General features: G+C 60.1%; 24 protein-coding genes. 17 read left to right on the top strand and 7 right to left on the bottom strand.

Annotated features, from left to right (window positions below):
- Positions 1 to 131: 131 nt before the first annotated feature.
- The 9 genes from CS390_RS14730 to CS390_RS14770 all read left to right on the top strand — a co-directional run bounded on the left by CS390_RS14730 (position 132) and on the right by CS390_RS14770 (position 8,383).
- A complete protein-coding gene (locus tag CS390_RS14730; RefSeq protein WP_099775196.1) occupies positions 132 to 1,385 on the top strand; it encodes a ferric reductase-like transmembrane domain-containing protein in 1,254 nt (417 codons plus the stop codon).
- Positions 1,386 to 1,620: 235 nt separating this feature from the next.
- A complete protein-coding gene (locus CS390_RS14735) occupies positions 1,621 to 2,211 on the top strand; it encodes an amino acid synthesis family protein (protein ID WP_065761139.1) in 591 nt (196 codons plus the stop codon).
- Positions 2,212 to 2,236: 25 nt separating this feature from the next.
- Positions 2,237 to 3,070, top strand: coding sequence for an alpha/beta fold hydrolase (locus CS390_RS14740; protein WP_099775197.1), 834 nt, complete (start codon positions 2,237 to 2,239; stop codon positions 3,068 to 3,070).
- Positions 3,067 to 4,548: an aldehyde dehydrogenase gene (locus CS390_RS14745; protein ID WP_065761137.1), complete on the top strand. Its 1,482-nt coding sequence runs from the start codon at positions 3,067 to 3,069 to the stop codon at positions 4,546 to 4,548. Before CS390_RS14740 ends, CS390_RS14745 begins: the two co-directional genes overlap by 4 nt.
- Positions 4,549 to 4,560: 12 nt before the next feature.
- The gene (locus tag CS390_RS14750) at positions 4,561 to 5,046 is read left to right on the top strand and encodes a flavin reductase family protein (RefSeq protein ID WP_065761136.1); all 486 of its coding nucleotides are present in this window, start codon (positions 4,561 to 4,563) and stop codon (positions 5,044 to 5,046) included.
- Positions 5,047 to 5,114: 68 nt separating this feature from the next.
- On the top strand, positions 5,115 to 6,566 hold the full coding sequence (locus CS390_RS14755) for an NAD-dependent succinate-semialdehyde dehydrogenase (protein ID WP_099775198.1): 1,452 nt from the start codon (positions 5,115 to 5,117) through the stop codon (positions 6,564 to 6,566).
- Between the two features lie 20 nt (positions 6,567 to 6,586).
- Positions 6,587 to 6,976, top strand: coding sequence for a carboxymuconolactone decarboxylase family protein (locus CS390_RS14760; protein ID WP_065761134.1), 390 nt, complete (start codon positions 6,587 to 6,589; stop codon positions 6,974 to 6,976).
- An 89-nt stretch (positions 6,977 to 7,065) separates the two neighbouring features.
- Positions 7,066 to 7,818, top strand: a complete 753-nt coding sequence (locus tag CS390_RS14765; protein ID WP_065761133.1) for a GntR family transcriptional regulator — start codon at positions 7,066 to 7,068, stop codon at positions 7,816 to 7,818.
- Position 7,819: 1 nt separating this feature from the next.
- On the top strand, positions 7,820 to 8,383 hold the full coding sequence (locus CS390_RS14770) for an NUDIX hydrolase (RefSeq protein ID WP_065761132.1): 564 nt from the start codon (positions 7,820 to 7,822) through the stop codon (positions 8,381 to 8,383).
- 18 nt (positions 8,384 to 8,401) lie between these two features.
- Here CS390_RS14770 and CS390_RS14775 read toward each other — a convergent pair whose 3' ends face one another.
- Positions 8,402 to 8,695 (bottom strand): DUF1330 domain-containing protein, encoded by a 294-nt coding sequence (locus tag CS390_RS14775; protein ID WP_099775199.1) that lies wholly within the window; start codon positions 8,693 to 8,695, stop codon positions 8,402 to 8,404.
- Positions 8,696 to 8,765: 70 nt separating this feature from the next.
- Between CS390_RS14775 and ribBA the strand changes: the two genes are divergently transcribed.
- From ribBA to CS390_RS14800, 5 genes are all read left to right on the top strand, one after another.
- A complete protein-coding gene (ribBA, locus tag CS390_RS14780) occupies positions 8,766 to 9,875 on the top strand; it encodes a bifunctional 3,4-dihydroxy-2-butanone-4-phosphate synthase/GTP cyclohydrolase II (protein ID WP_099775200.1) in 1,110 nt (369 codons plus the stop codon).
- A 270-nt stretch (positions 9,876 to 10,145) separates the two neighbouring features.
- Positions 10,146 to 11,171, top strand: coding sequence for an ABC transporter substrate-binding protein (locus CS390_RS14785; protein WP_065761129.1), 1,026 nt, complete (start codon positions 10,146 to 10,148; stop codon positions 11,169 to 11,171).
- Positions 11,168 to 12,112, top strand: coding sequence for an ABC transporter permease (locus CS390_RS14790; protein WP_065761128.1), 945 nt, complete (start codon positions 11,168 to 11,170; stop codon positions 12,110 to 12,112). The genes CS390_RS14785 and CS390_RS14790 overlap by 4 nt, the downstream gene beginning before the upstream one ends.
- Positions 12,113 to 12,118: 6 nt before the next feature.
- Positions 12,119 to 12,928 carry an ABC transporter permease gene (locus tag CS390_RS14795; RefSeq protein ID WP_099775202.1) on the top strand — a complete coding sequence of 270 codons (810 nt, stop codon included), beginning with the start codon at positions 12,119 to 12,121 and terminating at the stop codon, positions 12,926 to 12,928.
- Positions 12,929 to 12,945: 17 nt separating this feature from the next.
- Positions 12,946 to 14,100 carry an ABC transporter ATP-binding protein gene (locus CS390_RS14800; protein WP_065761126.1) on the top strand — a complete coding sequence of 385 codons (1,155 nt, stop codon included), beginning with the start codon at positions 12,946 to 12,948 and terminating at the stop codon, positions 14,098 to 14,100.
- 489 nt (positions 14,101 to 14,589) lie between these two features.
- Here CS390_RS14800 and CS390_RS14805 read toward each other — a convergent pair whose 3' ends face one another.
- Positions 14,590 to 16,002, bottom strand: a complete 1,413-nt coding sequence (locus CS390_RS14805; RefSeq protein WP_099775203.1) for a cytosine permease — start codon at positions 16,000 to 16,002, stop codon at positions 14,590 to 14,592.
- Between the two features lie 322 nt (positions 16,003 to 16,324).
- On the opposite strand from CS390_RS14805, the gene CS390_RS14810 reads away from it, so the two are divergent.
- Both CS390_RS14810 and CS390_RS14815 read left to right on the top strand, forming a co-directional pair.
- Complete coding sequence (locus CS390_RS14810; protein ID WP_065761124.1) at positions 16,325 to 16,810, top strand: flavin reductase family protein; 486 nt, start codon at positions 16,325 to 16,327, stop codon at positions 16,808 to 16,810.
- A gap of 193 nt (positions 16,811 to 17,003) precedes the next feature.
- The gene (locus CS390_RS14815; RefSeq protein ID WP_099775204.1) at positions 17,004 to 18,047 is read left to right on the top strand and encodes an LLM class flavin-dependent oxidoreductase; all 1,044 of its coding nucleotides are present in this window, start codon (positions 17,004 to 17,006) and stop codon (positions 18,045 to 18,047) included.
- 65 nt (positions 18,048 to 18,112) lie between these two features.
- Here CS390_RS14815 and CS390_RS14820 read toward each other — a convergent pair whose 3' ends face one another.
- The 5 genes from CS390_RS14820 to glnT form a co-directional block, all read right to left on the bottom strand.
- Positions 18,113 to 19,438, bottom strand: coding sequence for an ammonium transporter (locus tag CS390_RS14820; RefSeq protein WP_099775205.1), 1,326 nt, complete (start codon positions 19,436 to 19,438; stop codon positions 18,113 to 18,115).
- A gap of 128 nt (positions 19,439 to 19,566) precedes the next feature.
- Positions 19,567 to 20,889, bottom strand: a complete 1,323-nt coding sequence (locus CS390_RS14825) for an FMN-binding glutamate synthase family protein (protein ID WP_065761881.1) — start codon at positions 20,887 to 20,889, stop codon at positions 19,567 to 19,569.
- A gap of 15 nt (positions 20,890 to 20,904) precedes the next feature.
- Positions 20,905 to 21,588 carry a protein glxC gene (locus tag CS390_RS14830; RefSeq protein ID WP_099775206.1) on the bottom strand — a complete coding sequence of 228 codons (684 nt, stop codon included), beginning with the start codon at positions 21,586 to 21,588 and terminating at the stop codon, positions 20,905 to 20,907.
- An 11-nt stretch (positions 21,589 to 21,599) separates the two neighbouring features.
- Positions 21,600 to 22,505, bottom strand: coding sequence for a glutamine amidotransferase family protein (locus CS390_RS14835; protein ID WP_065761883.1), 906 nt, complete (start codon positions 22,503 to 22,505; stop codon positions 21,600 to 21,602).
- A gap of 67 nt (positions 22,506 to 22,572) precedes the next feature.
- Complete coding sequence (gene glnT / locus CS390_RS14840) at positions 22,573 to 23,907, bottom strand: type III glutamate--ammonia ligase (protein WP_065761884.1); 1,335 nt, start codon at positions 23,905 to 23,907, stop codon at positions 22,573 to 22,575.
- A 298-nt stretch (positions 23,908 to 24,205) separates the two neighbouring features.
- On the opposite strand from glnT, the gene CS390_RS14845 reads away from it, so the two are divergent.
- Positions 24,206 to 24,805: a helix-turn-helix domain-containing protein gene (locus CS390_RS14845; RefSeq protein ID WP_065761885.1), complete on the top strand. Its 600-nt coding sequence runs from the start codon at positions 24,206 to 24,208 to the stop codon at positions 24,803 to 24,805.
- The last annotated feature ends 49 nt before the right edge of the window (positions 24,806 to 24,854 follow it).

A 24,854-nucleotide genomic window follows, 5' to 3' on the forward strand; every position in this document is an offset into this window, starting at 1 on the left:
GGTTGGAGCATCAAGGCACGGAACTACAGTAGCGTTATTACTGACACCGTCGTGACGCCCGTGACCCAGGTCAGCGCCGACCGCCTCGAAAACCGTTAAGCTATTAACGTTGATAACTGGAGGCTAACCGTTTGAAAAGCTGGCACTGCGTCGTGGGTATCCTGCTGATCACCACGCTCACCATTTTGCTCGAAATTCCTTCCGATACCTGGATGACCTCGGCCACCCTCAGCTTGGTGCTGGGCGCTGCGGCGTTGGCCAACATGGCGGTTTCATGCCTGCTGGCCGCTCGCTGGCACCTCATCGAGCGACTGTTCGGCGGGCTGGATCGGGTGTATGAAACGCACAAATGGCTGGGCATCTGGGCGTTGGTCTTTGCCAGCTACCACCTGGTGTTCAAAGCCAACCTGGACGTCTGGAACAGTGCTGCGATTGTGGAGTTTTCCAAGTACTGGACGCGCATGGTGCGCCAACTGAGCTATGTGGCACTGGGCATGATCGTGTTGCTGGCCCTGAACCGAAACATCCCCTATAGCGTCTGGCGCTGGTGGCACAAACTCTCTGGCCCGCTGTTCCTGATCGTCATTGCCCATTGGCTGAGCTTCAAGTCACCGATTACCCTGAACAGCCCTTCCGGCATCTGGTTGGCCGTACTCTGTGGCCTGGGGGTCATTGCTGCCCTGTACAAGCTGGTGCTCTACCCCTTCATTGCCACAGCCGGCGAGTACAAGGTTGCTGCGGTGTCCATTGCCAAAGGCTCCCTGCACCTGGAACTGGCACCGGTCCATCGCGGCTTCCCGTTCAAGGCCGGGCAATTCGCATTCCTGGCCATGAAGGAAAAGGGCTTGCGTGAGCCCCACCCGTTCACGATCGCCAGCGCCCATAAAGACAACGGCCACATCCACTTCGTGATCCGCGCCTTGGGCGACTACACCCAGGCGCTGCGCAAACAGGTCAAGGTCGGCATGCTGGCCGATATCTATGCCCCTTACGGGCACTTCAAGCGCCTGCCCGATGCCCAGCGGGAAATCTGGATTGGTGGCGGGGTGGGCATTTCGCCGTTCGTTTCCTGGTTGCAGGACAAAGCTGCCAAGCGCTTCGACAATGTCACGCTGGTTTACTGCTTCAACCCTTCGCGGGCGTTCCCCAGTGTCGAACAGATGAAAACGATGGCTGAAGAACGCGGCGCCGAGTTCGTCGGCCATGACAGCAGCGCCGACAAACTGGCTGAGACCTTGCGCCGGGTTGCTGGCGAAACCAATCCAGAGCACATCCAGATCAGCTTCTGCGGCCCCAAAGGGCTGCTGGCCCAGGTCAAGGAACTGATGCGCGAACAGCGGATTCCAGAGGGAAATCTGCGTTATGAGTTCTTCGAGTTCCGCTAACAGCCGTCACTGAATCTCTCGCGCTGCTACGCCAAGGCCGATTGGCGTAGCAGCTACATCACGCCCTCGCCTTTCCCCCTCGCCCTCCCAGCACACCTCCAGCAGACAGCGGAATCCCTGTTTGCAGGCCATCTGTCGCCTTCTTGCTCTACAAACTCATCTGAGGGACTTGCGCTTACAGTATTATGGTATACCATCATACGCACAAACCTTATTCCCTCAGATGGAGCCGCTCATGAGTTTTGAAATTCGCAAAATCGTCAGCTATGTCGAAGAAACCTTCATCGAAGGCGGTAAAGCTGCAGACAAGCCGGTGACCATGGTCGGGCTGGCTGTGGTCATCAAGAACCCTTGGCTGGGCCGCGGCTTCGTTGAAGACCTGAAGCCGGAAATCCGTGCCAACTGCTCCGACCTCGGTGCCCTGATGGTTGAGCGGCTGGTGGCAACCATTGGCGGCGCGGAAAAGATCGAAGCCTACGGCAAGGCAGCCGTCGTCGGTGCCGACGGTGAAATCGAGCACGCTTCCGCTGTCATCCATACCCTGCGCTTTGGCAATCATTACCGTGAAGCGGTCAAGGCCAAAAGCTACCTGAGCTTCACCAACAAGCGCGGTGGCCCTGGCACTTCGATCCAGATTCCGATGATGCACAAGGACGATGAAGGTCTGCGTTCGCACTACATCACGCTGGAAATGCAGATCGAAGATGCACCGCGTGCCGACGAAATCGTTGTGGTCCTGGGTTGCGCCGACGGTGGCCGCCTGCACCCGCGTATCGGCAACCGCTACATCGATCTGGAAGAACTGGCCGCTGAGAAAGCGCAGTAACCCACACAGCATGTAGGAGCGCTCCATGATTCGGCTCACTGCTGAACGCACACCGGCTGGCACCAGTTACCTGGCGACCGGCCAAGGCCAGCCCGTGATATTGATCCACGGCGTGGGCCTGAATAAAGAAATGTGGGGCGGGCAGATCGTAGGCCTGGCCACAAAGTACCGTGTCATTGCCTACGACATGCTCGGGCATGGCGACAGCCAGCGCCCGCCCACTGGCACCGACCTGCTGGGCTATGCCGATCAGTTGCTGGAGTTGCTTGAGCACCTTGAGCTGCCGCGGGCGACCGTGATTGGCTTCTCCATGGGCGGGCTGGTCGCTCGCGCCTTTGCGCTGCACTATCCGCAGCACGTGCAGGGGCTGGTGATCCTCAATAGCGTGTTCAACCGTAGCCTGGAACAACGCGCTGGCGTCATTGCGCGAACCGCCCAGGCCGCTGAGCACGGGCCAGACGCTAATGCCGAAGCGGCGCTGTCACGCTGGTTCAGCCGCGAGTATCAGGCTGCCAACCCGGCACAGATCGCAGCCATCCGCCAAACACTGGCCAGCAATGATCCACAAGGCTACCTGACCACCTACGAGTTGTTCGCCACGCAGGACATGTACCGCGCTGACGACCTCGGCAGCATTCGGGTGCCTACCCTGATTGCCACTGGCGAACTGGACCCCGGTTCGACCCCGGAGATGGCCCGGCAATTGGCCGAGCGCATTCCCGGCGCACAAGTGGCAATACTCGACGAACAGCGGCATATGATGCCGGTAGAGTCGCCGCGCCTGGTCAATCAGGTGCTGCTGAACTTTCTGGATAACGCACAAAACCAACACAACCAGATAGAGGGGATCGTTGCATGACACTCGCACGCTTCCAGATGTGCATCGGCGGCGAATGGGTCGATGCCCTTAACGGCAAGACGTTTGAAAGCCTGAACCCGGCGCTCGCCGAGCCTTGGGCGGTGCTGCCCGATGCTGACGAAGCCGATGTCGAACGTGCCGTTCAATCGGCCCAGGCAGCCTTCGAGGGCGCAGCCTGGCGGGGCCTGAGCGCTACCGCACGAGGCAAGCTGTTGCGCCGCCTTGGCGATCTGATCGCCGAGAACAAAGAGCAACTGGCACAACTGGAAAGTCGCGACAACGGCAAACTGATCCGCGAAACCCGCGGCCAGGTGGGCTACCTGCCAGAGTTCTTCCACTACACCGCGGGCCTGGCCGACAAGCTCGAAGGCGGCACGCTGCCGCTGGACAAGCCGGACATGTTTGCCTACACCGTGCACGAGCCCATCGGCGTCGTGGCCGGGATCATCCCGTGGAACAGCCCGCTGTACCTGACCGCGATAAAACTGGCGCCAGCATTGGCCGCAGGTAACACCATCGTGCTCAAGCCGTCCGAACATGCCTCGGCGACCATTCTTGAGCTGGCACGCTTGGCCCTGGAAGCCGGCATTCCGCCTGGCGTCGTCAACGTCGTGACCGGTTACGGCCCCAGCACGGGTGCTGCACTGACCCGTCACCCCCTGGTGCGCAAGATTGCCTTCACCGGTGGTGCCGCCACGGCGCGCCATGTGGTTCGCAGCAGCGCCGAGAACTTTGCCAAGCTGTCGCTGGAGCTGGGCGGCAAATCACCCAACATCATCTTTGCCGACGCAGACCTCGACAGTGCAATCAACGGAGCCATCGCGGGTATCTATGCGGCCTCCGGCCAGAGTTGCGTGTCCGGTTCGCGCCTGCTGGTTCAGGACGAAATCTACGATGAGTTCGTCGAGCGCCTGATTGCCCGCGCCAAACGCATTCGTATCGGCAACCCGCAGGACGACAGCACCGAGATGGGCCCGATGGCCACAGCCCAACAGCTGGCAGTCGTCGAAGGCCTGGTGGCTGATGCCCTGGCCGAAGGTGCTCGCCTGCGCCTGGGTGGCAAGCGCCCGGACATTGCCGGCGGAGGCTGGTTCTATGAGCCGACCCTGTTCGAGTGCGACAGCAACTCGATGAAGATCATGCAGGAAGAGGTGTTCGGCCCAGTGGCCTCGGTGATTCGTTTCAAGGACGAAGCCCAAGCCCTGGCAATCGCCAACGACTCGCAATTCGGCCTTGCTGCCGGTATCTGGACACGCGATCTGGGCCGCGCCCATCGCCTGGCCCGGGACGTACGCTCCGGCATCATCTGGGTCAACACCTACCGCGCGGTATCGGCCATGGCGCCTATCGGCGGCTTCAAGAACAGCGGCTACGGTCGCGAGAGCGGCATCGAATCGGTGCTGGCCTATACCGAACTGAAAACGGTATGGATCAACCTCTCGCAAGCACCGATGCCCGACCCGTTTGTCATGCGCTAGGAGACCTGCATCATGATCGAACCCGGCATTTACAAAGAAGTCATGGGCTCCTTCCCTTCCGGGGTGACAGTAGTCACCACCCTGGACGCGCAGGGTGACATCGTCGGCATCACCGCCAGCGCGTTCAGCGCGCTGTCGATTGACCCGGCACTGGTCCTGTTCTGCCCTAACTACGCGTCTGATACCTACCCGATTCTGCGCAACAGCAAGCAGTTTGCCATTCACTTGCTAGCAGCCGATCAGCAGGCCGAAGCCTATGCCTTTGCCGGCAAGGGCAAAGACAAGGCCAAAGGCATTGAGTGGCACCTCAGTGCGCTGGGCAACCCCTTGCTGAGCAAGGCCACTGCAATCATTGAATGCGAGCTCTGGCGCGAATACGACGGCGGCGATCACGCCATCATCGTCGGCGCGGTAAAAAACCTGATCCTGCCCGATCAGCCAGCCACGCCGATGATCTACCACAAAGGCAAGCTGGGCGCGCTGCCCACCCTGACCTAAGCGTTTACTCCGGGGCCGCTTGCTACCCTCCCCCTCGGTAGCGGCCCCTTTTTATTCCGGGAGCCGGCATGACACCTGCAGCCTCGCAACTATTCCGCCAGCAAGCCTTTATCAATGGCCAATGGCTGGACGCGCCAGACGGCGCCTATCAGCAGATTTTCAATCCGGCCAACGGCGAAAAAATCGGCCAAGTGCCCAACCTCGGTGCCGACCAGGCCCGCCTGGCCATCGATTCGGCAAACGCGGCCTGGCCGAGCTGGCGCAGCCTGACGGCCAAGGAACGCAGCACCCTGCTCAAGCGCTGGCACAGCCTGATGCTCGAACATGCCGACGCCCTGGCCGAAATCCTCACGCTGGAACAGGGCAAACCCCTTGCCGAAGCCAAGGGTGAGATTCTCTACGCGGCCAGCTTTATCGAGTGGTTTGCCGAGGAAGCCAAACGCATCTACGGCGATACCATCCCCAGCCACAAGGCTGATGCACGTATCGTCGTCAGCAAGGAGCCGATCGGTGTCGTGGCCGCCATCACACCGTGGAACTTCCCGGCCGCGATGATCACCCGCAAAGCCGGTCCGGCCTTGGCGGCAGGCTGCACATGTATCGTCAAACCGGCACCGGAAACCCCCTTCTCAGCGCTGGCCATGGCCGCGCTGGCCGAACAGGCCGGTATTCCACCCGGCGTGTTCAATGTCATCACGGGCGACGCCGTGGCGATTGGTGCAGAACTGACCGGCAGCCCCGTGGTGCGCAAGCTCTCCTTCACTGGCTCTACCGGCATTGGCAAATTGCTGATGGCGCAGTGCGCGCCGACCCTGAAGAAAGTCTCGCTGGAACTGGGCGGCAATGCGCCCTTTATCGTCTTCGACGACGCCGACCTTGAGCGCGCCGTGGAAGGCGCATTGGTCGCCAAGTTCCGCAATGCCGGGCAGACCTGCGTGTGTGTCAACCGCTTCCTGGTTCAAGACGGCATTCACGATGCGTTTGTTGCACGCCTTGCCGAGCGTGTTGCAGCACTCAAGGTTGGCAATGGTTTCGAGCCCGACGTCCAGCAAGGGCCACTGATCAACGAACGTGCCGTGGCCAAGGTTGAAGAGCATGTTCAGGATGCACTGGCATTAGGCGCGCAGCGGGTCTGCGGTGGCGCACGCCACGCACTGGGGCACGGCTTTTTCCAGCCAACCGTCCTCGCCGGGTTGACCCGCGACATGAAGGTCGCGCAGGAAGAAACCTTCGGGCCACTGGCAGCGGTGTTCCGTTTCGACACTGAAGCCGAAGCGATTGCGCGTGCCAACGACACCGAATTCGGCCTTGCGGCCTACTGTTACACCCGCGACCTGGGGCGTGCCTGGCGCATGAGCGAAGCCCTGGAGTACGGCATGGTCGGCATCAACGAAGGGTTGATTTCCACCGAAGTGGCGCCCTTTGGCGGGGTCAAGGCATCGGGCCTGGGCCGTGAAGGCTCGAAGTACGGCATCGAAGACTACCTCGAAATCAAATACACCCTGATGGGCGGGCTTTGACCCGACAGGAGCAGCACGACATGAGCAACGAAAAATATGAAAAGGGCCTGGCGATTCGTACCCAGGTGCTGGGCGAAGCCTACGTCAACCGCTCAATCGAGAATGCCGACGACTTCAACCGCCCCCTGCAGGAGCTGGTCACAGAGTACTGCTGGGGTCACGTCTGGGGCCGCGAGGGCTTATCGCTTAAAGAGCGCAGCATGATAAACTTGGCCATGATATCGGCCCTCAACCGGCCTCACGAACTCAAGCTGCATATCCGTGGCGCCTTGCGTAATGGACTGAGTCGTGAACAAATACGCGAAATTCTGCTTCAGGTCGGCATCTACTGTGGCGTACCCGCTGCCGTAGACAGCTTCCGGCTTGCCCGTGAAGCCTTCGCCGAAGCCGATGCAGAGGCCTCCAGTTAAACCTGGGCTGCTGATCCAAACGGAGCACGGACGATCCCGATGATCGACGTGCGCCTTTTACCTGGACAGCCCAACTCAGAGCAGACCCCATGAAACGCCTGCCACTCGACGACAGCTTCAAGGTCAATCGCAACCCCGTTACCCTGCGCGAAATCGTGCTGGACAAACTGCGAAGCGCCATCATGAATTTCCAGCTCCTGCCCGGAGACCGCCTGGTCGAGCGCGACCTGTGCGACCGCCTCGGCGTCAGCCGTACCTCGGTTCGCGAAGCCTTGCGCCACCTGGAATCCGAAGGGCTGGTTGAGTTCGCCGACGCCAAGGGCCCTCGGGTGGCAATCATTACGCTGGACGATGCGGTCGATATCTACGAGCTACGCTGTGTACTGGAAGGCATGATCGTCCAACTGTTCACCCTGCGTGCCAAGGCCAAGGATATCAAGGCCCTGGAAAAAGCCCTCGAAGAAAACCGCAAGGCCCTCGCAGAGGGCGAGCTGCAGCAGGTCATTGATTCGGTTCAAGGCTTCTATGACGTGTTGCTCGAAGGCTCGGGCAACCACATTGCCGCGACCCAGTTACGCCAGCTGCAGGCCCGTATCAGCTACCTTCGCGCCACATCGGTGTCTCAGGAGAACCGCCGTGGCACCAGTAGCCACGAAATGGAACGTATCGTCGAGGCCATCAAGAGCGGCGATCAACTGGCCGCGCACCAGGCCTCGGTCGACCACGTACGCGCGGCGGCGAAGGTGGCCTTGGAGTACCTCAAGCGCAAGCAAGGGGAAACCGGCGACATCCCCGAGATCATTGCACCCATCGCCCTTAAAGAACCGCGTATAGGCCGCTGAAATGATGACCCCGCGCTTTTGCCCGCAATGCGGTGGCAATGACCTGGTTCGCCAGCTGCCACCGGGGGATACCCATGAGCGCCAGATGTGCCGCAGTTGCGGCTACATCCACTACGTCAATCCAAAAATCATTGCCGGCTGCATCATCGAGCAGGACGGCAAGTACCTGCTGTGCCAACGCGCCATCCCTCCTCGCCCGGGCACCTGGACACTGCCGGCCGGTTTCATGGAAAGCAATGAGACCACTGAACAGGCTGCCTTGCGCGAAGTGTGGGAAGAAACGGGCGTGCGGGCGGAAATCCACTCACCCTACTCGATCTTCAGCGTGCCGAAGATCAGTGAGGTGTACATCATCTACCGCGCCATCGCCCTGGAAGTCACCGGCCAGTTTGGCCCGGAAACCCTCGACTACAAGTTCTTCGCACCCGAGGATATTCCCTGGGACAGCATCTATTACCCGGCAATACGGCAGATCCTCGAACGCTACATCGAGGAACGCCGCGCGGGGGTCTATGGCATCTACATTGGCAATGATGACTGCGGCAAGATCCACTTCATCCGCTGACCCCACCGCGCCCATCATTCAGGGCGCTATGCCCTCGACTATAATCACTTCAGCCCGAGCAACACCTTCACGGTAGCCCTTGGCCTCTTGGTACTGCTGCGAGTGGTAGCAGGCCAGCGCCTGCGCGTAGGAGTCAAATTCGATGACAACGCTGCGTTGTGGCGTTGCTCGCCCTTCCAGCGCTTCGCTGCGGCCGCCCCGAGCCAATAGACGCCCGCCATAAGCAGCAAACGCCGCAGGCGCACGACGGGTGTATTCGCTGTAAGCGTCCGGGTCGGTGACATCCACATGCGCAATCCAGTAAGCCTTCATCGTGACCTCCTCAGTCAAACCGTATTATGGTATACCATAGAATTTCATACCACACACTGAGAGTCCAGCCATGGCCTTCAACAGCATCGAAGAAATCATCGAAGACTACCGCCAGGGCAAGATGGTGATCCTGGTCGATGACGAGGACCGCGAGAACGAAGGCGACCTGCTGATCGCAGCCGACCATTGCGACGCCAAGGCCATCAGCTTCATGGCCTGCGAGGCCCGTGGCCTGATCTGCCTGACGTTAACCGACGAGCACTGCCAGCGTTTGGGCCTGGAGCAAATGGTGCCCAGCAACGGCAGCGTATTCAGTACCGCGTTCACCGTCTCCATCGAAGCGGCCAGCGGCGTCACCACAGGCATTTCTGCTGCCGACCGGGCCCGTACCGTGGCCGCCGCAGTGGCCAGCAATGCCGTGCCAGAGGACCTCGTGCAACCCGGGCATATCTTTCCGCTGCGCGCCAAGGAAGGCGGCGTCCTGACCCGCGCCGGGCATACCGAAGCGGGCTGCGACCTGGCGCGACTGGCGGGCCTTACCCCGTCCTCGGTCATTGTCGAGGTCATGAACGACGATGGCACCATGGCCCGGCGCCCTGACCTGGAAGTGTTCGCCCGCCGGCACGGCATCAAGATCGGCACCATTGCCGACCTGATCCACTACCGCCTGAGCACCGAACACACGATAGTCCGTATCGGTGAGCGTGAGCTGCCGACGGTACATGGCACCTTCCGCCTGGTCACCTATGAAGACCGGATTGAAGGCGGCGTACACATGGCGATGGTGATGGGCGAACTGCGCCGCGAACAACCAACCCTGGTACGGGTGCACGTCATCGACCCACTGCGTGACCTGGTGGGCGCAGAGTACAGCGGGCCAAGCAACTGGACACTCTGGGCGGCCCTGCAGAAAGTCGCCGAGGAAGGCCATGGGGTTGTGGTAATCCTGGCCAACCATGAATCCTCACAAGCGCTGCTTGAACGCATACCGCAGTTGACCCAACCGCCACGGCAGTACAGCCGCTCACAGTCGCGCATCTACTCGGAAGTCGGCACTGGCGCGCAGATCCTGCAGGATTTGGGGGTGGGCAAACTGCGTCATCTTGGCCCACCGTTGAAGTACGCAGGGCTGACCGGCTATGACCTGGAAGTGGTTGAAAGTATTCCATTTTCTGCCTGATCACCGCTGTTTCAAGCGCGGCAACGCGCGATGTTGTCCAGAAACACAGCATTTTGCCGGATGGTCGGTACGGCAAAATGCTTGCAGAAAGTTTGGAATACCATAATATGATATTCCGTAGACCGGACACTTTTGCCAAGTGCGCCCGCCAGGGACAGCACAAATAACAGCCCTTGGCACGGTCGCCTTTCAAGGCCCCGATGGACCTACTGCTCCCGATAAGCGGGTGTCTACAGCCCGCTCAAAAACACAACAAATGAGGGCGTGAAAATGGTGTTGAACAAACGTGTAGCCGCGGTACTTGTTGCAGGCATGCTGTCATCGGCCTGCTCATTCGTCTCAGCGGCCGAGAGCGTCAACTTTGTCAGTTGGGGCGGTACAACCCAGGATGCGCAGAAGCAGGCCTGGGCCGACTCCTTCACCCGCAGCAGCGGCATCACCGTGGTTCAAGACGGGCCAACCGACTATGGCAAGCTCAAGGCCATGGTCGAAAGCGGCAATGTGCAGTGGGATGTTGTGGATGTAGAGGCTGACTTCGCCTTGCGTGCAGCGGCTGAAGGCTTGCTCGAGCCACTGGACTTCAACACGATTCAGCGCGACAAGATCGACCCGCGTTTCGTCTCTGATCACGGCGTCGGCTCGTTCTTCTTCTCCTTCGTGCTGGGCTACAACGAAGGCAAGCTGGGCGCCAGCAAGCCAGTCGATTGGAGCGCACTGTTCGACACCAAGACCTACCCCGGCAAACGTGCCCTGTACAAATGGCCAAGCCCTGGCGTGCTTGAACTGGCCCTGCTAGCCGACGGCGTGCCCGCCGACAAGCTCTATCCACTGGACCTGGACCGCGCCTTCAAAAAACTCGACACCATCAAGAAAGACATCGTCTGGTGGGGCGGCGGCGCGCAATCGCAACAACTGCTTGCCTCGGGTGAAGCCAGCCTCGGGCAGTTCTGGAACGGCCGGATCTATGCCCTGCAGCAAGATGGCGCCCCCGTGGGCGTAAGCTGGAAACAGAACCTGGTCATGGCCGATTTCCTGGTAATCCCCAAAGGCTCCAAGAACAAGGATGCGGCCATGAAGTTCCTGGCCAATGCCAGCAGCGCCAAAGGCCAGGCCGACTTTTCCAACCTGACCGCCTATGCGCCGGTCAACGTCGACAGCGTCGCGCGCCTGGACTCCGTGCTGGCACCTAACCTGCCGACTGCCTACGCTAAGGACCAGATCACTCTCGACTTCGCATACTGGGCCAAGAACGGTCCTGCCATTGCGACACGGTGGAACGAATGGCTGGTCAAATGAAAATGGCGGCCACTGCGTCCCGTCACGCTAACCCGAGCAGCAGCGCCAAGGGCGCTGCAGGCTCGACCACTGGCAAGGCAGTCACCATGAAGCAATCCCCCACCCTGGCCCAACGCTGGCGGGGCGTCGGCAACCTGATACCGGCCCTGCTGTTCCTTGGCCTGTTCTTCCTGGCGCCATTAATCGGCCTGTTGCTGCGTGGCGTACTGGAACCCACGCCAGGGCTGGGAAACTACGAACAACTGTTCGCCAACTCGGCCTATGCACGGGTGCTGCTGAACACGTTCTCGGTGGCCGGGCTGGTCACGCTGTTCAGCCTGCTGCTGGGCTTTCCGCTGGCCTGGGTGATCACGCTGGTACCTCGCGGTTGGGGTCGCTGGGTGTTGAACATCGTCCTGCTGTCGATGTGGACCAGCCTGTTGGCGCGCACCTACTCTTGGCTGGTGCTGCTGCAGGCGTCCGGGGTCATCAACAAGGCGCTGATGGCCTTGGGCATCATCGATCAACCGCTGGAAATGGTGCACAACCTGACCGGCGTGGTGATCGGCATGAGCTACATCATGATCCCGTTCATCGTCCTGCCGCTGCAGGCCACCATGCAGGCAATCGACCCGATGATCCTGCAGGCCGGCTCAATCTGCGGCGCCAGCCCCTGGACCAACTTCTTCCGGGTGTTCTTGCCGCTGTGTCGTCCGGGGCTGTTCTCTGGCGGGCTGATGGTGTTCGTGATGTCCCTGGGTTACTACGTGACGCCAGCGCTGCTGGGCGGTGCGCAGAACATGATGCTGCCCGAGTTCATCATTCAGCAGGTGCAATCGTTCCTTAACTGGGGCCTGGCCAGCGCCGGCGCCGCACTGCTGATCGTGATCACCCTGGTGCTGTTCTACTTCTACCTGAAGCTTCAACCGGAGTCTCCGGTTGGTGCCAGTAACGCGAGGTAAGCGATCATGCTCCTGACTCCCAATGCCATGGGCCGGCGCATGCGTCTGGGCCTGTACCTCACCACCGGCCTGATCGCGCTGTTCCTGCTGCTGCCGATCGTGTTCATCGTGCTGCTGTCATTCGGTTCTTCGCAGTGGCTGGTGTTCCCACCACCGGGCTGGACGCTGAAATGGTATAGCCAGTTCTTTTCCAATGCCGACTGGATGAACGCCGCACTGGCCAGCCTGAAGGTGGCGGTGCTGACGACAATCTGCGCCGTTGCACTCGGCCTGCCGACGGCCTTCGCCCTGGTTCGCGGGCGCTTTCCTGGCCGGGAAATGCTCTATGGCCTGTTCACCCTGCCGATGATCGTGCCACTGGTGATCATCGCTGTGGCGGTGTATGCGCTGTTCCTCAAACTGGGCTACACCGGAACCCTGTTTGCCTTCGTGGTAAGCCATGTGATCGTCGCGCTGCCCTTTACCATCATCTCGATCATCAACTCACTGAAGCTGTTCGATCAGTCTATCGAAGACGCCGCGGTGATCTGCGGGGCGTCGCGTCTGCAGGCGGTGGTCAAGGTGACCTTCCCGGCGATCCGCCCGGGCATGGTTGCCGGTGCACTGTTCGCCTTTCTGGTCTCATGGGACGAAGTGGTGCTCAGCGTGATGATGGCCAGCCCGACCCTGCAAACCCTGCCCGTGAAAATGTGGACCACCCTGCGTCAGGACCTGACACCTGTGATCGCCGTCGCTTCGACGCTGCTGATCGGTCTGTCGGTACTGGTCATGGTGATCGCCGCCGCGCTGCGCCGGCGCAATGAAATCAGCGCCTGAGCGCCTAGGAGTACGACATGAGTGCCGTCATCAAAGATCCTGCACAGCAGCGCGACAAGCCCCTGGTCAGCCTGCGCAACCTGAACAAGCACTACGGCGACTTTGCCGCCGTGGACAACATCTCGCTGGACATCCAGGACGGTGAGTTCCTCACGTTCCTCGGCTCCAGCGGCTCGGGAAAGAGCACCACCCTGTCGATGCTTGCCGGGTTCGAAACACCCAGCAGCGGCGAGATCCTGGTCAATGGCCAATCGCTGGTCAATGTCCCGCCGCACAAGCGCGACATCGGCATGGTGTTCCAGCGCTACTCACTGTTCCCGCACCTTTCGGTACGCGACAACATCGGTTTCCCCCTGGCCATCCGCAAATTGGCGGCCAGCGAGCGAGACAAACGTGTCGATGCCATGCTCAAGCTGGTACAACTTGAGAAATTCGCCCATCGGCGCCCGTCCCAACTCTCCGGCGGCCAGCAGCAACGCGTGGCGATTGCCCGTGCGCTGGTCTACGAGCCACGCATCCTGCTGATGGATGAGCCGCTCGGCGCCCTGGACAAGAAACTGCGCGAAGACCTGCAGGACGAACTGCGTCAACTGCACCGTCGCCTGGGCATTACCATCGTTTATGTCACCCACGACCAGGAAGAAGCCATGCGCCTGTCTCAGCGCATTGCGATTTTCAGTCACGGCAAGATCGTTGGGCTGGGCAGTGGCTACGACCTCTATCAGAACCCACCGAATGCCTTTGTCGCCTCGTTCCTTGGCAACTCCAACTTCCTCAAGCTCAAGGCCCAGGGTAATGCGGTGGCCAGCTTTGAAGGCCAGCCATTGTCGATCCGTCTGACCGGTGGCCTGCAACTCGACCAGGACGTGCTGTTGATGATCCGGCCGGAGAAAGCACTGGCCCTGAGTGTTGAGCAGGCCCAGCGGGAACCACTCGCTGCGGGCTGGAACGAAGTCTCGGCCAAGGTCAGCGAAATGCTCTTCCTCGGTGAAAGCCAAACCTGCAGCGTGGTTACACCGGGTGGTACGGCGATGACCGTCAAGGCCCTGTCGGCCACCGGCATGCCACTCACCGCTGGCGACACCGTGCGGGTACGCTGGGCAACCAGTGATGCCTGCGTGTATACCCAATGGTCTGAAAGCGACCTGAACAAGGCCGCTGGCGCGCATTAACGCCCCTCCACGTTCCCGTGCCCTGCACGGGAACGCCCCTACCGACGGTACTAGTCGGCCTGCATCGCCCCCCCCCCTTTCCTACGCTACATAAAACACGACACCCTCTCCTGCCTTCGCTAATCCTCACGAGACTTCGCGCTTAACCGCCAGCGTAGCCATACAGCGGGTCGGTACCGTGCCTGTCCGCGAGCCAGGTATTCCAGAGCCGATCCGCCTGTATCAATTGAAAGGAATGAACGCTGAAAGGGAATGAAGCGTAATGCCCGAAAGCAGCAGCGAAGCGCAGGGCGCAGGCAACCCGGCCACTAACCTGAGCACTGCACGCCAGGTCAGGAAGCGGTATTGGTTCGATTATTCGAGGGGGGGATTATCGGTTCGTCGTCGACGCAGCGGGGCTGACGCTTGAAACGCAATACGCCGTCGCCGAGCAACCTGGGTATGAACCCAGCTGCGCCCAGCGACGGCGAGTAACAGTAACGCGCTTGATCAGTCGGTAAAGCCCAGTTTGACGGCACCGCGTGCTGCAGGCTGGCTACGGGTAGCCAGGCAGTAGTACAGCGGGCAGGTCACTGCCAGCCCGACCAGCCAGGACAAGTCAGCGCCTTCCACCAGGTTGGCGTAGGGCCCGACATACAGCGAAGTATTGGCAAACGGCAGTTGCACGAGGGTGCCGATAAAGTACGCAACAATCGCATGCAGATTGAAACGCCCATACACGCCGCCGTCGGCACTGAAAATCGAGCTGATGTCGTACTGACCGCGCTTGATCAGGTAGAAATCAATCAGGTTGATCGACGCCCACGGCACCAGCACCAGCACCAGCAACAGTGCCAGAACCAGGCCGATAAACTGCGAAATGAAGTTCGGCGACGCACCCAGCGCAACCACGCAGCACCCCGCCAGGATCAGCGTCGACAACACTACCCGTACCCTGATGCTTGGGGTCCACTGGCTGGCAAAAGTCTGGATCGAGGTAATGATCGACAACACAGCGCCATACAGATTCAGGGCGTTGTGGCTGATGATGTTGAGCAGGAACAGCACCATCAAAATCGGCCCCAACCCGCCCGTGGCCTGCTTTACAGCAGCCATGGCTTCAGTACCGTCGGGCGTGGCCAGCACGGCGACGACACCGAAGGTGAACGACAGAATGCTACCCAGTGTCGCGCCCAGGTAGGTGGCCAGGAACGGTCGGGCGATGCCGATATCGGCGGGCAGGTAGCGCGAGTAATCCGACGTGTAGGGCGAAAAGCTGATCTGCCAGATGATCCCCAGTGACACCGTGGCCAACCAGCCAGAAAGGTTGAAACCGCCACGGCTGAAGAAATCAGCAGGCACATCGTGGGCAAAGATATAGACGAAACCTGCCAGCAAGGCACTGCCCATGACCCAGGTGCCGATACGGTTCAAGGTATGGATAAAGCGGTAGCCGATCACGCCGATTGCCGTAGCGCTCAACGCCCCGATCAGAATGCTCGCCGGTACCGGCACCGAAGGCGCGATGCCGGTAATGGATTTTCCGGCCAGGACGATGTTGGAAATGAAAAAGCCGATGTAGATGATTGCAGTGAAGAACACGATCAGCAATGCACCGTAGCGGCCGAACTGACCACGGCTCTGGACCATCTGCGGAATCCCCATGCATGGGCCTTGCGCCGACGCCAGGGCAATCACGATGCCGCCGATCATGTGCCCGAGGATGATCGCCATCACGCCCCAGAACAGGTTGAGGTGGAACACCTGAACCACCATCGCACCGGTCACGATGGGTAATGGCGCAATGTTGGTGCTGAACCACAGGGTGAAAAGATCGCGCGCCTTCCCATGGCGCTCCGCAAGCGGTACGTAGTCGACCGTATGGTTCTCGATCAACGGGTCTTGTTTGGACATCTGGGACATGTTCATCAACTCGAGTTTGTCTGTTTTTATCGTTGTACAAAGCCAAACCGGGGCCGCTCTGCGAGCCGCCCAAGATGAACACCATATTATGGTATTCCAACTTTTTAACAAGACTGAACCGGTCTTTTGCCGACCAGCTGATCTGCCCTCGTGCCGTGGAACGCCCGTTTTTAATGGTCAAAAACCCAGAAAACACCGGGTCTGAAGCGCCTTTGTGACACTCGTCGTGTTGTACGTAAAAGGCGTTGCAAAGATCATATTATGGTATACCATCATACCTGAAGCCCGACCCAAACCTTCCTGCTGCTTCGAGGACAGTCCAATGATCGATGCCACCCTCTACAAACAAGTCATGGGTTCATTCCCGTCCGGGGTGACCGTCATCACCACCCTCGACGATGATGGCCAGGTTGTCGGCCTGACTGCCAGCGCGTTCAGTTCGCTGTCGATGGACCCGGCCCTGGTGCTGTTCTGCCCCAACTACAGTTCCGACTCCTACCCGGTCCTGATCAAGAACAAACGCTTTGCCATCCATGTGCTGTCCGGCGTCCAGCAAAAAGAAGCCTATGCCTTCGCCCGCAAGGGTAAAGACAAGGCGCAAGGGATCGAATGGACCCTCAGCGAACTGGGCAACCCACTGTTGAGTAACGCCACGGCCATCATCGAATGTGAACTGTGGCGCGAGTATGAAGGCGGCGACCACGCCATCATGGTTGGCGCAGTCAAGAACCTGATTGTGCCGCAGCGCGACAACGGGCCGCTGGTGTACTGCAATGGAAAGATGGGTGCATTGCCAGTACTGGCTTGAGCCTAGGCACAGAAGACAAATCGCTTGCAGATATCCCGTATTATGGTATACCAATAATTCAGTACCCGGGCCTTCCTGTTCCACTCGGTACCCGGTGATAACGGCCAGACACCACCCGGCAGCGCACAGCGCTCTTTCCTGATATCAGGCCTGCAGTCGACAGGCCCACAACAAAAGATCCGAGGTAAGCGTCATGAAATTTTCGTTGTTCGTACACATGGAGCGTTGGGACGAAAGCGTCAGCCATCGCCAGTTGTTCGAAGACCTGACCGAGCTGACCCTCATGGCCGAAACCGGCGGCTTCAGCACCGTCTGGATTGGTGAACACCACGCCATGGAATACACCATCTCGCCAAGCCCGATGCCGCTGCTGGCCTACCTCGCGGCCAAGACCACCACTATCCACCTGGGTGCAGGCACGATCATTGCGCCGTTCTGGCACCCTTTGCGCGTTGCGGGTGAGTGCGCGCTGCTGGACGTGATCAGTAACGGGCGGATGGAAGTCGGCCTGGCCCGTGGTGCCTACCAGTTTGAATTCGACCGCATGGCCGGTGGCATGCCCGCCTCCTCCGGTGGTCAGGCCCTGCGTGAAATGGTCCCGGTCGTCCGTGCCCTGTGGCAGGGTGACTACGCCCACGACGGTGATATCTGGAAATTCCCGACCTCCACCAGCGTGCCAAAACCCGTACAGAAACCCATGCCACCCATGTGGATTGCCGCCCGCGATCCAGACTCGCACAACTTTGCAGTCGCCAACGGGTGCAATGTGATGGTCACGCCACTGATGAAGGGCGATGAAGAAGTCCTGGACCTCAAGAACAAGTTCCAGACCGCCTTGAACAACAACCCCGAAGTACCACGCCCGCAACTGATGGTACTGCGCCACACCCATGTACACGCCGTTGACGACCCTGAAGGCTGGAAAGTCGGTGCCCAGGCCATTTCGCGCTTCTACCGCACCTTCGATGCCTGGTTCGGCAACAAGCAAACCCCGGTCAATGGTTTCCTTGAGCCAAGCCCGGAAGAAAAGTTCGCCGAACGTCCAGAGTTCGAGCTGGAAAACATCCGCAAGAACACCATGATCGGCACCCCGGAAGAGATCATTGCGCGCATTCGCTACTACCAGGAACTGGGCGTGGACGAGTTCAGCTTCTGGTGCGACAACAGCCTGCCGCATGCCGAGAAGAAGAAGTCCCTGGAGCTGTTCATCAAGCACGTGGTACCCGCCTTCAGCTAAGCAACAGGCATCGACACAAAAACGCCGGGGCATGCCCCGGCGTTTTTGCACTCAATTGCTACAACTCAATGGTTGTACGCCCGCTCGTTGTGCTCGGCGAGATCCAGCCCCATCTCCTCTACCGACTCATCGGCACGCAAGCCTGTCAGCGCATTCACCACTTTCAGAATGAGCCAGCTGACCACAAAACAGTAAACCGTGGTCATCAAAACACCCTGAACCTGCGCCCACACCTGCGCGCCCATGCTCACGCCCTCAACCAGCCCACCCATGGACGGTACGCAAAACACACCGGTCAGCAGCGCGCCAATGATGCCGCCGATACCATGCAGGCCAAATACGTCGAGGCTGTCGTCATAACCCAGGCGCCGTTTCAGCACGGTGACGCTCAAGTAACAGAACACGCCGCACAACACGCCGATGGCCAATGCCCCGCCAACCCCAACGTAGGCACACGCCGGGGTAATACCGACCAGGCCGGCCAAGGCACCGCTGGCCAGGCCCAACGCACTGGGTTTACCGACCTTGAACCATTCGGTGAACATCCAGCCAAGGATGCCGGCGCACGCCGCCAGCTGGGTGTTAAGCATGACAATCCCGGAGACGCCGCCAAGGCCACCACCCGAACCGATATTGAAGCCGAACCAACCGACCCAGAGCATGGCCGCACCGACCATGGTCAGGCTCAGGTTATGCGCTGGCATCGGCGTATTGGCATAACCCTTGCGCTTGCCGAGCATCAAGCACGCAGCGAGCGCTGCCACCCCGGCATTGATGTGCACCGCTGTTCCGCCGGCGTAATCCAGCACCCCCCAGTTGTGCATCAACGCTCCCGCCCCACCCCAGACCATATGCGCCACTGGCGCGTACACCAGGGTGAACCACAAGGCCATGAACAACAGCGCCGCCGAGAACTTCATGCGCTCGGCGAAAGCACCCGCGATCAACGCCGGGGTAATGATGGCGAACGTCATCTGGAAGGTGACGTAGACGCCCTCGGGAATTTCACCCACCAGGCTGTCAGGCGTCATGCCAGCCAACATCGCGCGGCTCAGACCACCGACAAAGCTGTTGAAGGTCACTTCCCCTTCAACCATCCCAGTGGTATCGACCACCATGCTGTAGCCATAGATCACCCACAGCACGCCCACCAGACCGGCGATACCAAAACACTGGGTAAACAGCGAAAGCATGTTCTTCGCCCGCACCAGGCCACCGTAGAAAAGCGCCAGCCCCGGCAGACACATGAACATCACCAGCACTGCTGCGCTGATCATCCAGGCGGTACTGCCAGTATTGAGTGTCGGTGCCTCGGCGGCCTGGGCCAGCGGCACAACCGCGCCCAATGCCATCAGGCTCAAGAGGAGATTGCCAGAAAAGCGCTTGACCATTTTCGAAGCTCCTGCAAAAAAAGGGTTTGCTGGCAGCACGTAAAAAGACACTGATAGACGGGCTTTTATAAGCCTCTAGGCATGCACAACACCCCTCCAGGGAGGGGTGCTGCGTTTACAGCGCTGGCTCAGTACTGTTGGCCAGGAATCCAATGGGTGCCTGCCAGCGGCACCCGTGCCATCGCAGCCGCTTCCACCGTCAAGGCCACCAGGTCCTCAGGATCGAGGTTGTGCAGGTGCGACTTGCCGCAGGCGCGCGCCATGGTTTGCGCCTCAAGCACCAACACCCGCAAGTAATTGGCCAGACGACGCCCACCTTCAACAGGGTCCAGGCGCTTCGACAGTTCCGGGTCCTGGGTCGTGATCCCAGCCGGATCACGACCGTTCTGCCAGTCGTCGTAGAAGCCTGCGGCCGAGCCGATTTTCTTCAGTTCCTCATCCAGACGCGGGTGGTTGTCACCCAGCGCAATCAGCGCCGCAGTGCCGATCGCAACAGCATCCGCGCCCAACGCCATGGCCTTGGCGACATCGGCGCCGTTGCGGATACCACCAGAGACGATCAACTGAACCTTGCGGTGCATGCCCATCTCCTGCAAAGCCTGTACCGCTTGCGGGATGGCCGGCAGGATCGGAATGCCCACGTGCTCGATAAACACTTCCTGGGTCGCCGCCGTGCCGCCCTGCATACCGTCGAGGACAATCACATCAGCCCCGGCCTTGACCGCCAGCTTGACGTCGTAATAAGGACGGCTGGCACCGATTTTCACGTAGATGGGCTTTTCCCAGTCGGTGATTTCACGGATCTCGGCGATCTTGATCGCCAGGTCGTCCGGTCCGGTCCAGTCCGGGTGGCGGCAGGCACTGCGCTGATCGACACCAATTGGCAGGGTGCGCATACCCGCTACCCGCTCGGTCACCTTCATGCCCAGCAGCATGCCGCCACCACCCGGCTTGGCGCCCTGCCCCAAAACGATCTCGATGGCATCGGCCTTGCGCAGATCGTCCGGGTTCATGCCATAGCGCGACGGCAGGTACTGATACACAAGGTGCTGCGACTGGCCACGCTCTTCCGGGGTCATGCCGCCGTCGCCGGTGGTGGTGCTGGTACCGGCAATGGTCGCGCCACGGCCCAACGCTTCCTTGGCGTTGGCCGACAAGGCGCCGAAGCTCATCCCGGCAATGGTCACGGGAATTTTCAGGTGAATCGGTTTCTTGGCAAAACGGTTGCCGAGCACAACATCAGTGCCGCACTTCTCGCGGTAGCCTTCCAACGGATAACGCGAAACGCTGGCACCGAGTAGCAGCAGGTCATCAAAATGCGGCAGCTTGCGCTTGGTGCCACCGCCGCGGATGTCGTAGATGCCGGTTTCGGCGGCACGCTGGATTTCCTGAATGGCCAGGCGGTCGAAGGTGGCGGACTCGCGCAGCACTGGAGGGGTCTTTTCGCTCATTGTGGTTCTCCTGGATCAGTACGCGGAGGCGTTGTCGACTTTGAAGTTGTACAGCTGGCGGGCTGAGCCATAACGCTTGAAGTCAGCGGCCTTTTCATTGAGGCCAGCGCGATCTAGCAACTGCTGCAGCTCTTCCAGGTGCTCGGCACGCATTTCCTTGGCAATGCAGTCCGAACCCAGCGACTCGACCTTGCCTTTGACATAGATGCGGGTTTCGTACAGCGAGTCGCCCAGCGCATCGCCGGCATCGCCACACACCACCAGACGACCCGCCTGCCCCATGAAGCAGCTCATGTGGCCGATGCTGCCGCCGACCACGATGTCGATGCCTTTCATGGAAATGCCGCAACGCGCACCGGCATCCCCCTCGATCACCAACAGGCCGCCATGTGCGGTGGCGCCCGCCGCTTGCGAGGCGCTGCCCTTGACCCGCACATACCCCGACATCATGTTCTCGGCGCAGCCGACACCGACGTTGCCATGCACGGTGACCGAGGCTTTCTGGTTCATGCCTGCGCAGTAGTAACCGGCGTGGCCCTGAATATCGATAGAGACCTCCTGGTTGACCCCGACCGCCAGGTTGTGTGCACCGTTAGGGTGAGTCACGACCCATTCGCGGTCATCCACATGCTTGGCCTGGTCATGCAGGGCCTGGTTCAGATCACGCACAGAGGCGTTGGACAAATCGATAGTTTTCATGTGCGTGCTCCTTAAGCCGACTCGCGTTCCCAGATGTACATGGTGGCCGGGACCGGTTCCCAGACCTTGGCGTTCTCGATACCTGGCAGGCTGGACAACGCCTGATACTCCGAGGCCATGGCAACGTAGTCGTCAGTCTCGGCGAGGATCGCCGGCTTGCAGGCAATCGGATCGCGAATCACGGCAAAGCCGTTGCGTGTGCCGATCGCAAAGGTGAAGAAGCCATCGAGGTCTTCCAGCGACTTGTCCAGCGCTTGCTTGAGCGTGTCGCCCTGCTGCAAGCGCCAGGTCAGGTAGCCGGCGGCCACTTCGGTGTCGTTCTCGGTTTCAAAGGTGATACCTTCGCGGCGCAGGTTCTGGCGCAGGCGCGAGTGGTTGGAAAGCGAGCCGTTATGCACCAGGCACAGGTCGGCGCCGGTGGAAAACGGGTGGCTGCCTTCCATGGTCACCGCGCTTTCAGTGGCCATGCGGGTGTGACCGATGATGTGGCTGCCTTTCATGCTGGCCAGGCCGAAACGCTCAGAGATTTCTTTGGGCAAGCCCATGCCTTTGAGAATCTCGATGCTCTGCCCGGCGCTCATGATGCGCACGCTTGGCGCCAACTCGGCCAACACGGCCCGCACCGCGGCTTCGTCTGCCTGTACTTTCAGGACAATGGCGCTGGCATTCTGAAACCAGTCCAGCGCGCAGCCCAGGCGGGCCTCGACGGCTGCAACCAACGCCTTGAAGTCATAGCCCTCGGTGGTCGCCTGCAGGGTCAGCTTGACCCAGCCATCCGCCACTTCATCACCGTAGATGGCAAAACCGGCACTGTCCGGACCACGATCCGTCATGGCCTCGAGCATGGGTTCAAACAGCTTGCCCAACTGGGATTCAAGCTTGGGGTTTTTCAGGTAAAGACCCACGATTCCACACATATTAGAAACTCCAGGGCAGAAGACGCCCTCCCCACTCACCGGGCGTCAGGAACGGTTGATTAACGAATCAGAAAAACTCGGTGTAGCGCTGGATCTCCCAGTCGCTCACATGGCGGCTGTATTCCACCCACTCCATGCGCTTGAGGCGGATGAACTCGCCCACGATCTCCGGCCCCATGACCTCGGCGAACAAGGGGTCGGCCTCCAGGGCATCACAGGCTTCCTTGAGTGATTGCGGCAAGGTCTTGATGCCACGTGCGGCGATCTCTTCAAGGCTGAGCTTGTAGAGGTTCTCGTTGCAGACCTTGTCGATTTCGAGCTTGCGGTCGATGCCGTCCAGGCCCGCTGCGATGATTGCCGCGCTCACCAGGTACGGGTTGCAGCCCGCATCGGGCAAGCGAAACTCCAGGCGACCGTACGGCACACGGACCATCGCTGATCGGTTGTTGGCACCAAAGGCGATGAACGCCGGCGCCCAGGTTGCGCCAGACAGCGATTGACCGACCACCAGGCGCTTGTAGGAGTTGACCGTGGGTGCTGCAAAGGCACACAGCGCCGGGCCGTGCGCCAGCAGGCCTGCGGCAAAGTGATACGCCAGCTTCGACAGGCCCATGCCGCTTGGATCGCTGGCATCGTGGAACAGGTTCTTGTTTTCGGCACTGGCGATCGACAAGTGAAAGTGCATCCCGTTGCCGGCCCGCTTCGGGTCTGGCTTGGGCATGAACGAGCAGATCATGCCCAGGTCGTTGGCAATCTCACCCGCTGCCATGCGGAAGAAGGTGAAGCGGTCCGCGGACTCCATGGCTTCACTGTAGGTGTAGTTGATCTCGAACTGACCGTTGGCGTCTTCATGGTCAATCTGGTAAATGTCAAAACCCACCGGCTGCAAGGCTTCGGTCAGGCGCTCAAGGAACACCCGCGAACGCGACAGCCCCTTGTAGTCGTAGCAGGGCTTGTCCAGGGTATCGCTGCTGTCCACCAGCTGCAGACGCCCCTGCTCATCACGACGCATCAGGTTGAACTCTGGCTCCAGCCCGGTGTTGAGCGTCCACCCCTTATCGCTCAGGCGTTTGATCTGCTGCTGCAAGACATAACGGCTGTCATAGGGATGGGGCTTGCCATCGACATGACCGATGCACACGATACGGCCGTAGCCTGGCTGCCACGGAACCGGCGTCAGCGTCGACAGATCGCCCCGGGCCATGAAGTCCGGGCCATGCGGCTCCATGCCCATGCCGCAGATGGCGAATCCCGCGAAGCCCGCACCGTCTTCGGCAACCATTTTCAGGCCAGAAACCGGCACTGATTTGGTCTTCGCCGAACCGTGAATGTCAACGAACTGAGCCAGCACGTACTTGATCCCATGCTTCTCGATCAAATGCTGGGTATCTGGTGGCAACATGGATCTCACTCCTCGTGAAAGGCAAAGCGTTGTGGAAGGTTGAAACGCCTGACTTCCCTGACAACCACATTATTCCAATCAGGAAAGTTACTTTCCCAATAGGAATGCAATCAGCTTGCCAACTCTGGGATACCACTGACCTGAATGCGCGAAGGGGAGCGTTGCTGCTGTCTATATGGGAAACTTGCTTTCCCACCGCGAATAATCGAGGGTGGACAGGCTCGACAGGGGTGTACATCGCACATTCCTGGTGCGAATATAAAATTATTGAAAAGAAATAGTGCAGGCTGTGATAACGATGACCGATGAAACGCAACCCCGCCTGAAGCTCGAGCAGTACCTGGGCATGCAAATCAAACGTCAGCGCCAGGCCCAGGAACTGAAACTGGCCGACGTCGCCCGTATCGCCGGTATCAGCCAGGGCATGCTGAGCAAGATCGAAAACGCGCAGGTGTCCACCAGCCTCGATACCCTCAGCCGTCTCTGCGACGTACTGGGCATGCCCATGTCGAAACTGTTCAGCCAGTACGATCAACAAGGCAGCAGCGCTCTACTGGTCAAGGCTGGTGAAGGCCTTGAAGTGGTCAGGCGAGGTACCGAGAAAGGCCACACCTACCACCTGCTCAACCATACCCGTGGGCCAAAGAAGAACTTCGAGGCCTACATGGTGAGCATGGATGACGCCAGCGAAGAGTTCCCGACCTTCTCCCACCCCGGTACCGAGTTTCTCCACCTACTTGAAGGTGAACTGATCTACCGGCATGGCAATCAGCTGTACCGCATGGAAGCCGGCGACAGCCTGACCTTCGACGGGGAGGTTCCCCACGGGCCGGAGCAACTGGTGCAGGTGCCGATTCGCCTGCTGTCGATCATGAACTACGGCAACCAGAACGAGTAAGCAGCACGCAAGTAAAACCCGCTCCTGCGCAGGGCCTCGGCGGGCCGGC

It is taken from the genome of Pseudomonas sp. HLS-6 (assembly GCF_002753995.1).
In the GTDB taxonomy this organism is placed as follows: Bacteria; Pseudomonadota; Gammaproteobacteria; order Pseudomonadales; family Pseudomonadaceae; genus Aquipseudomonas; species Aquipseudomonas defluvii.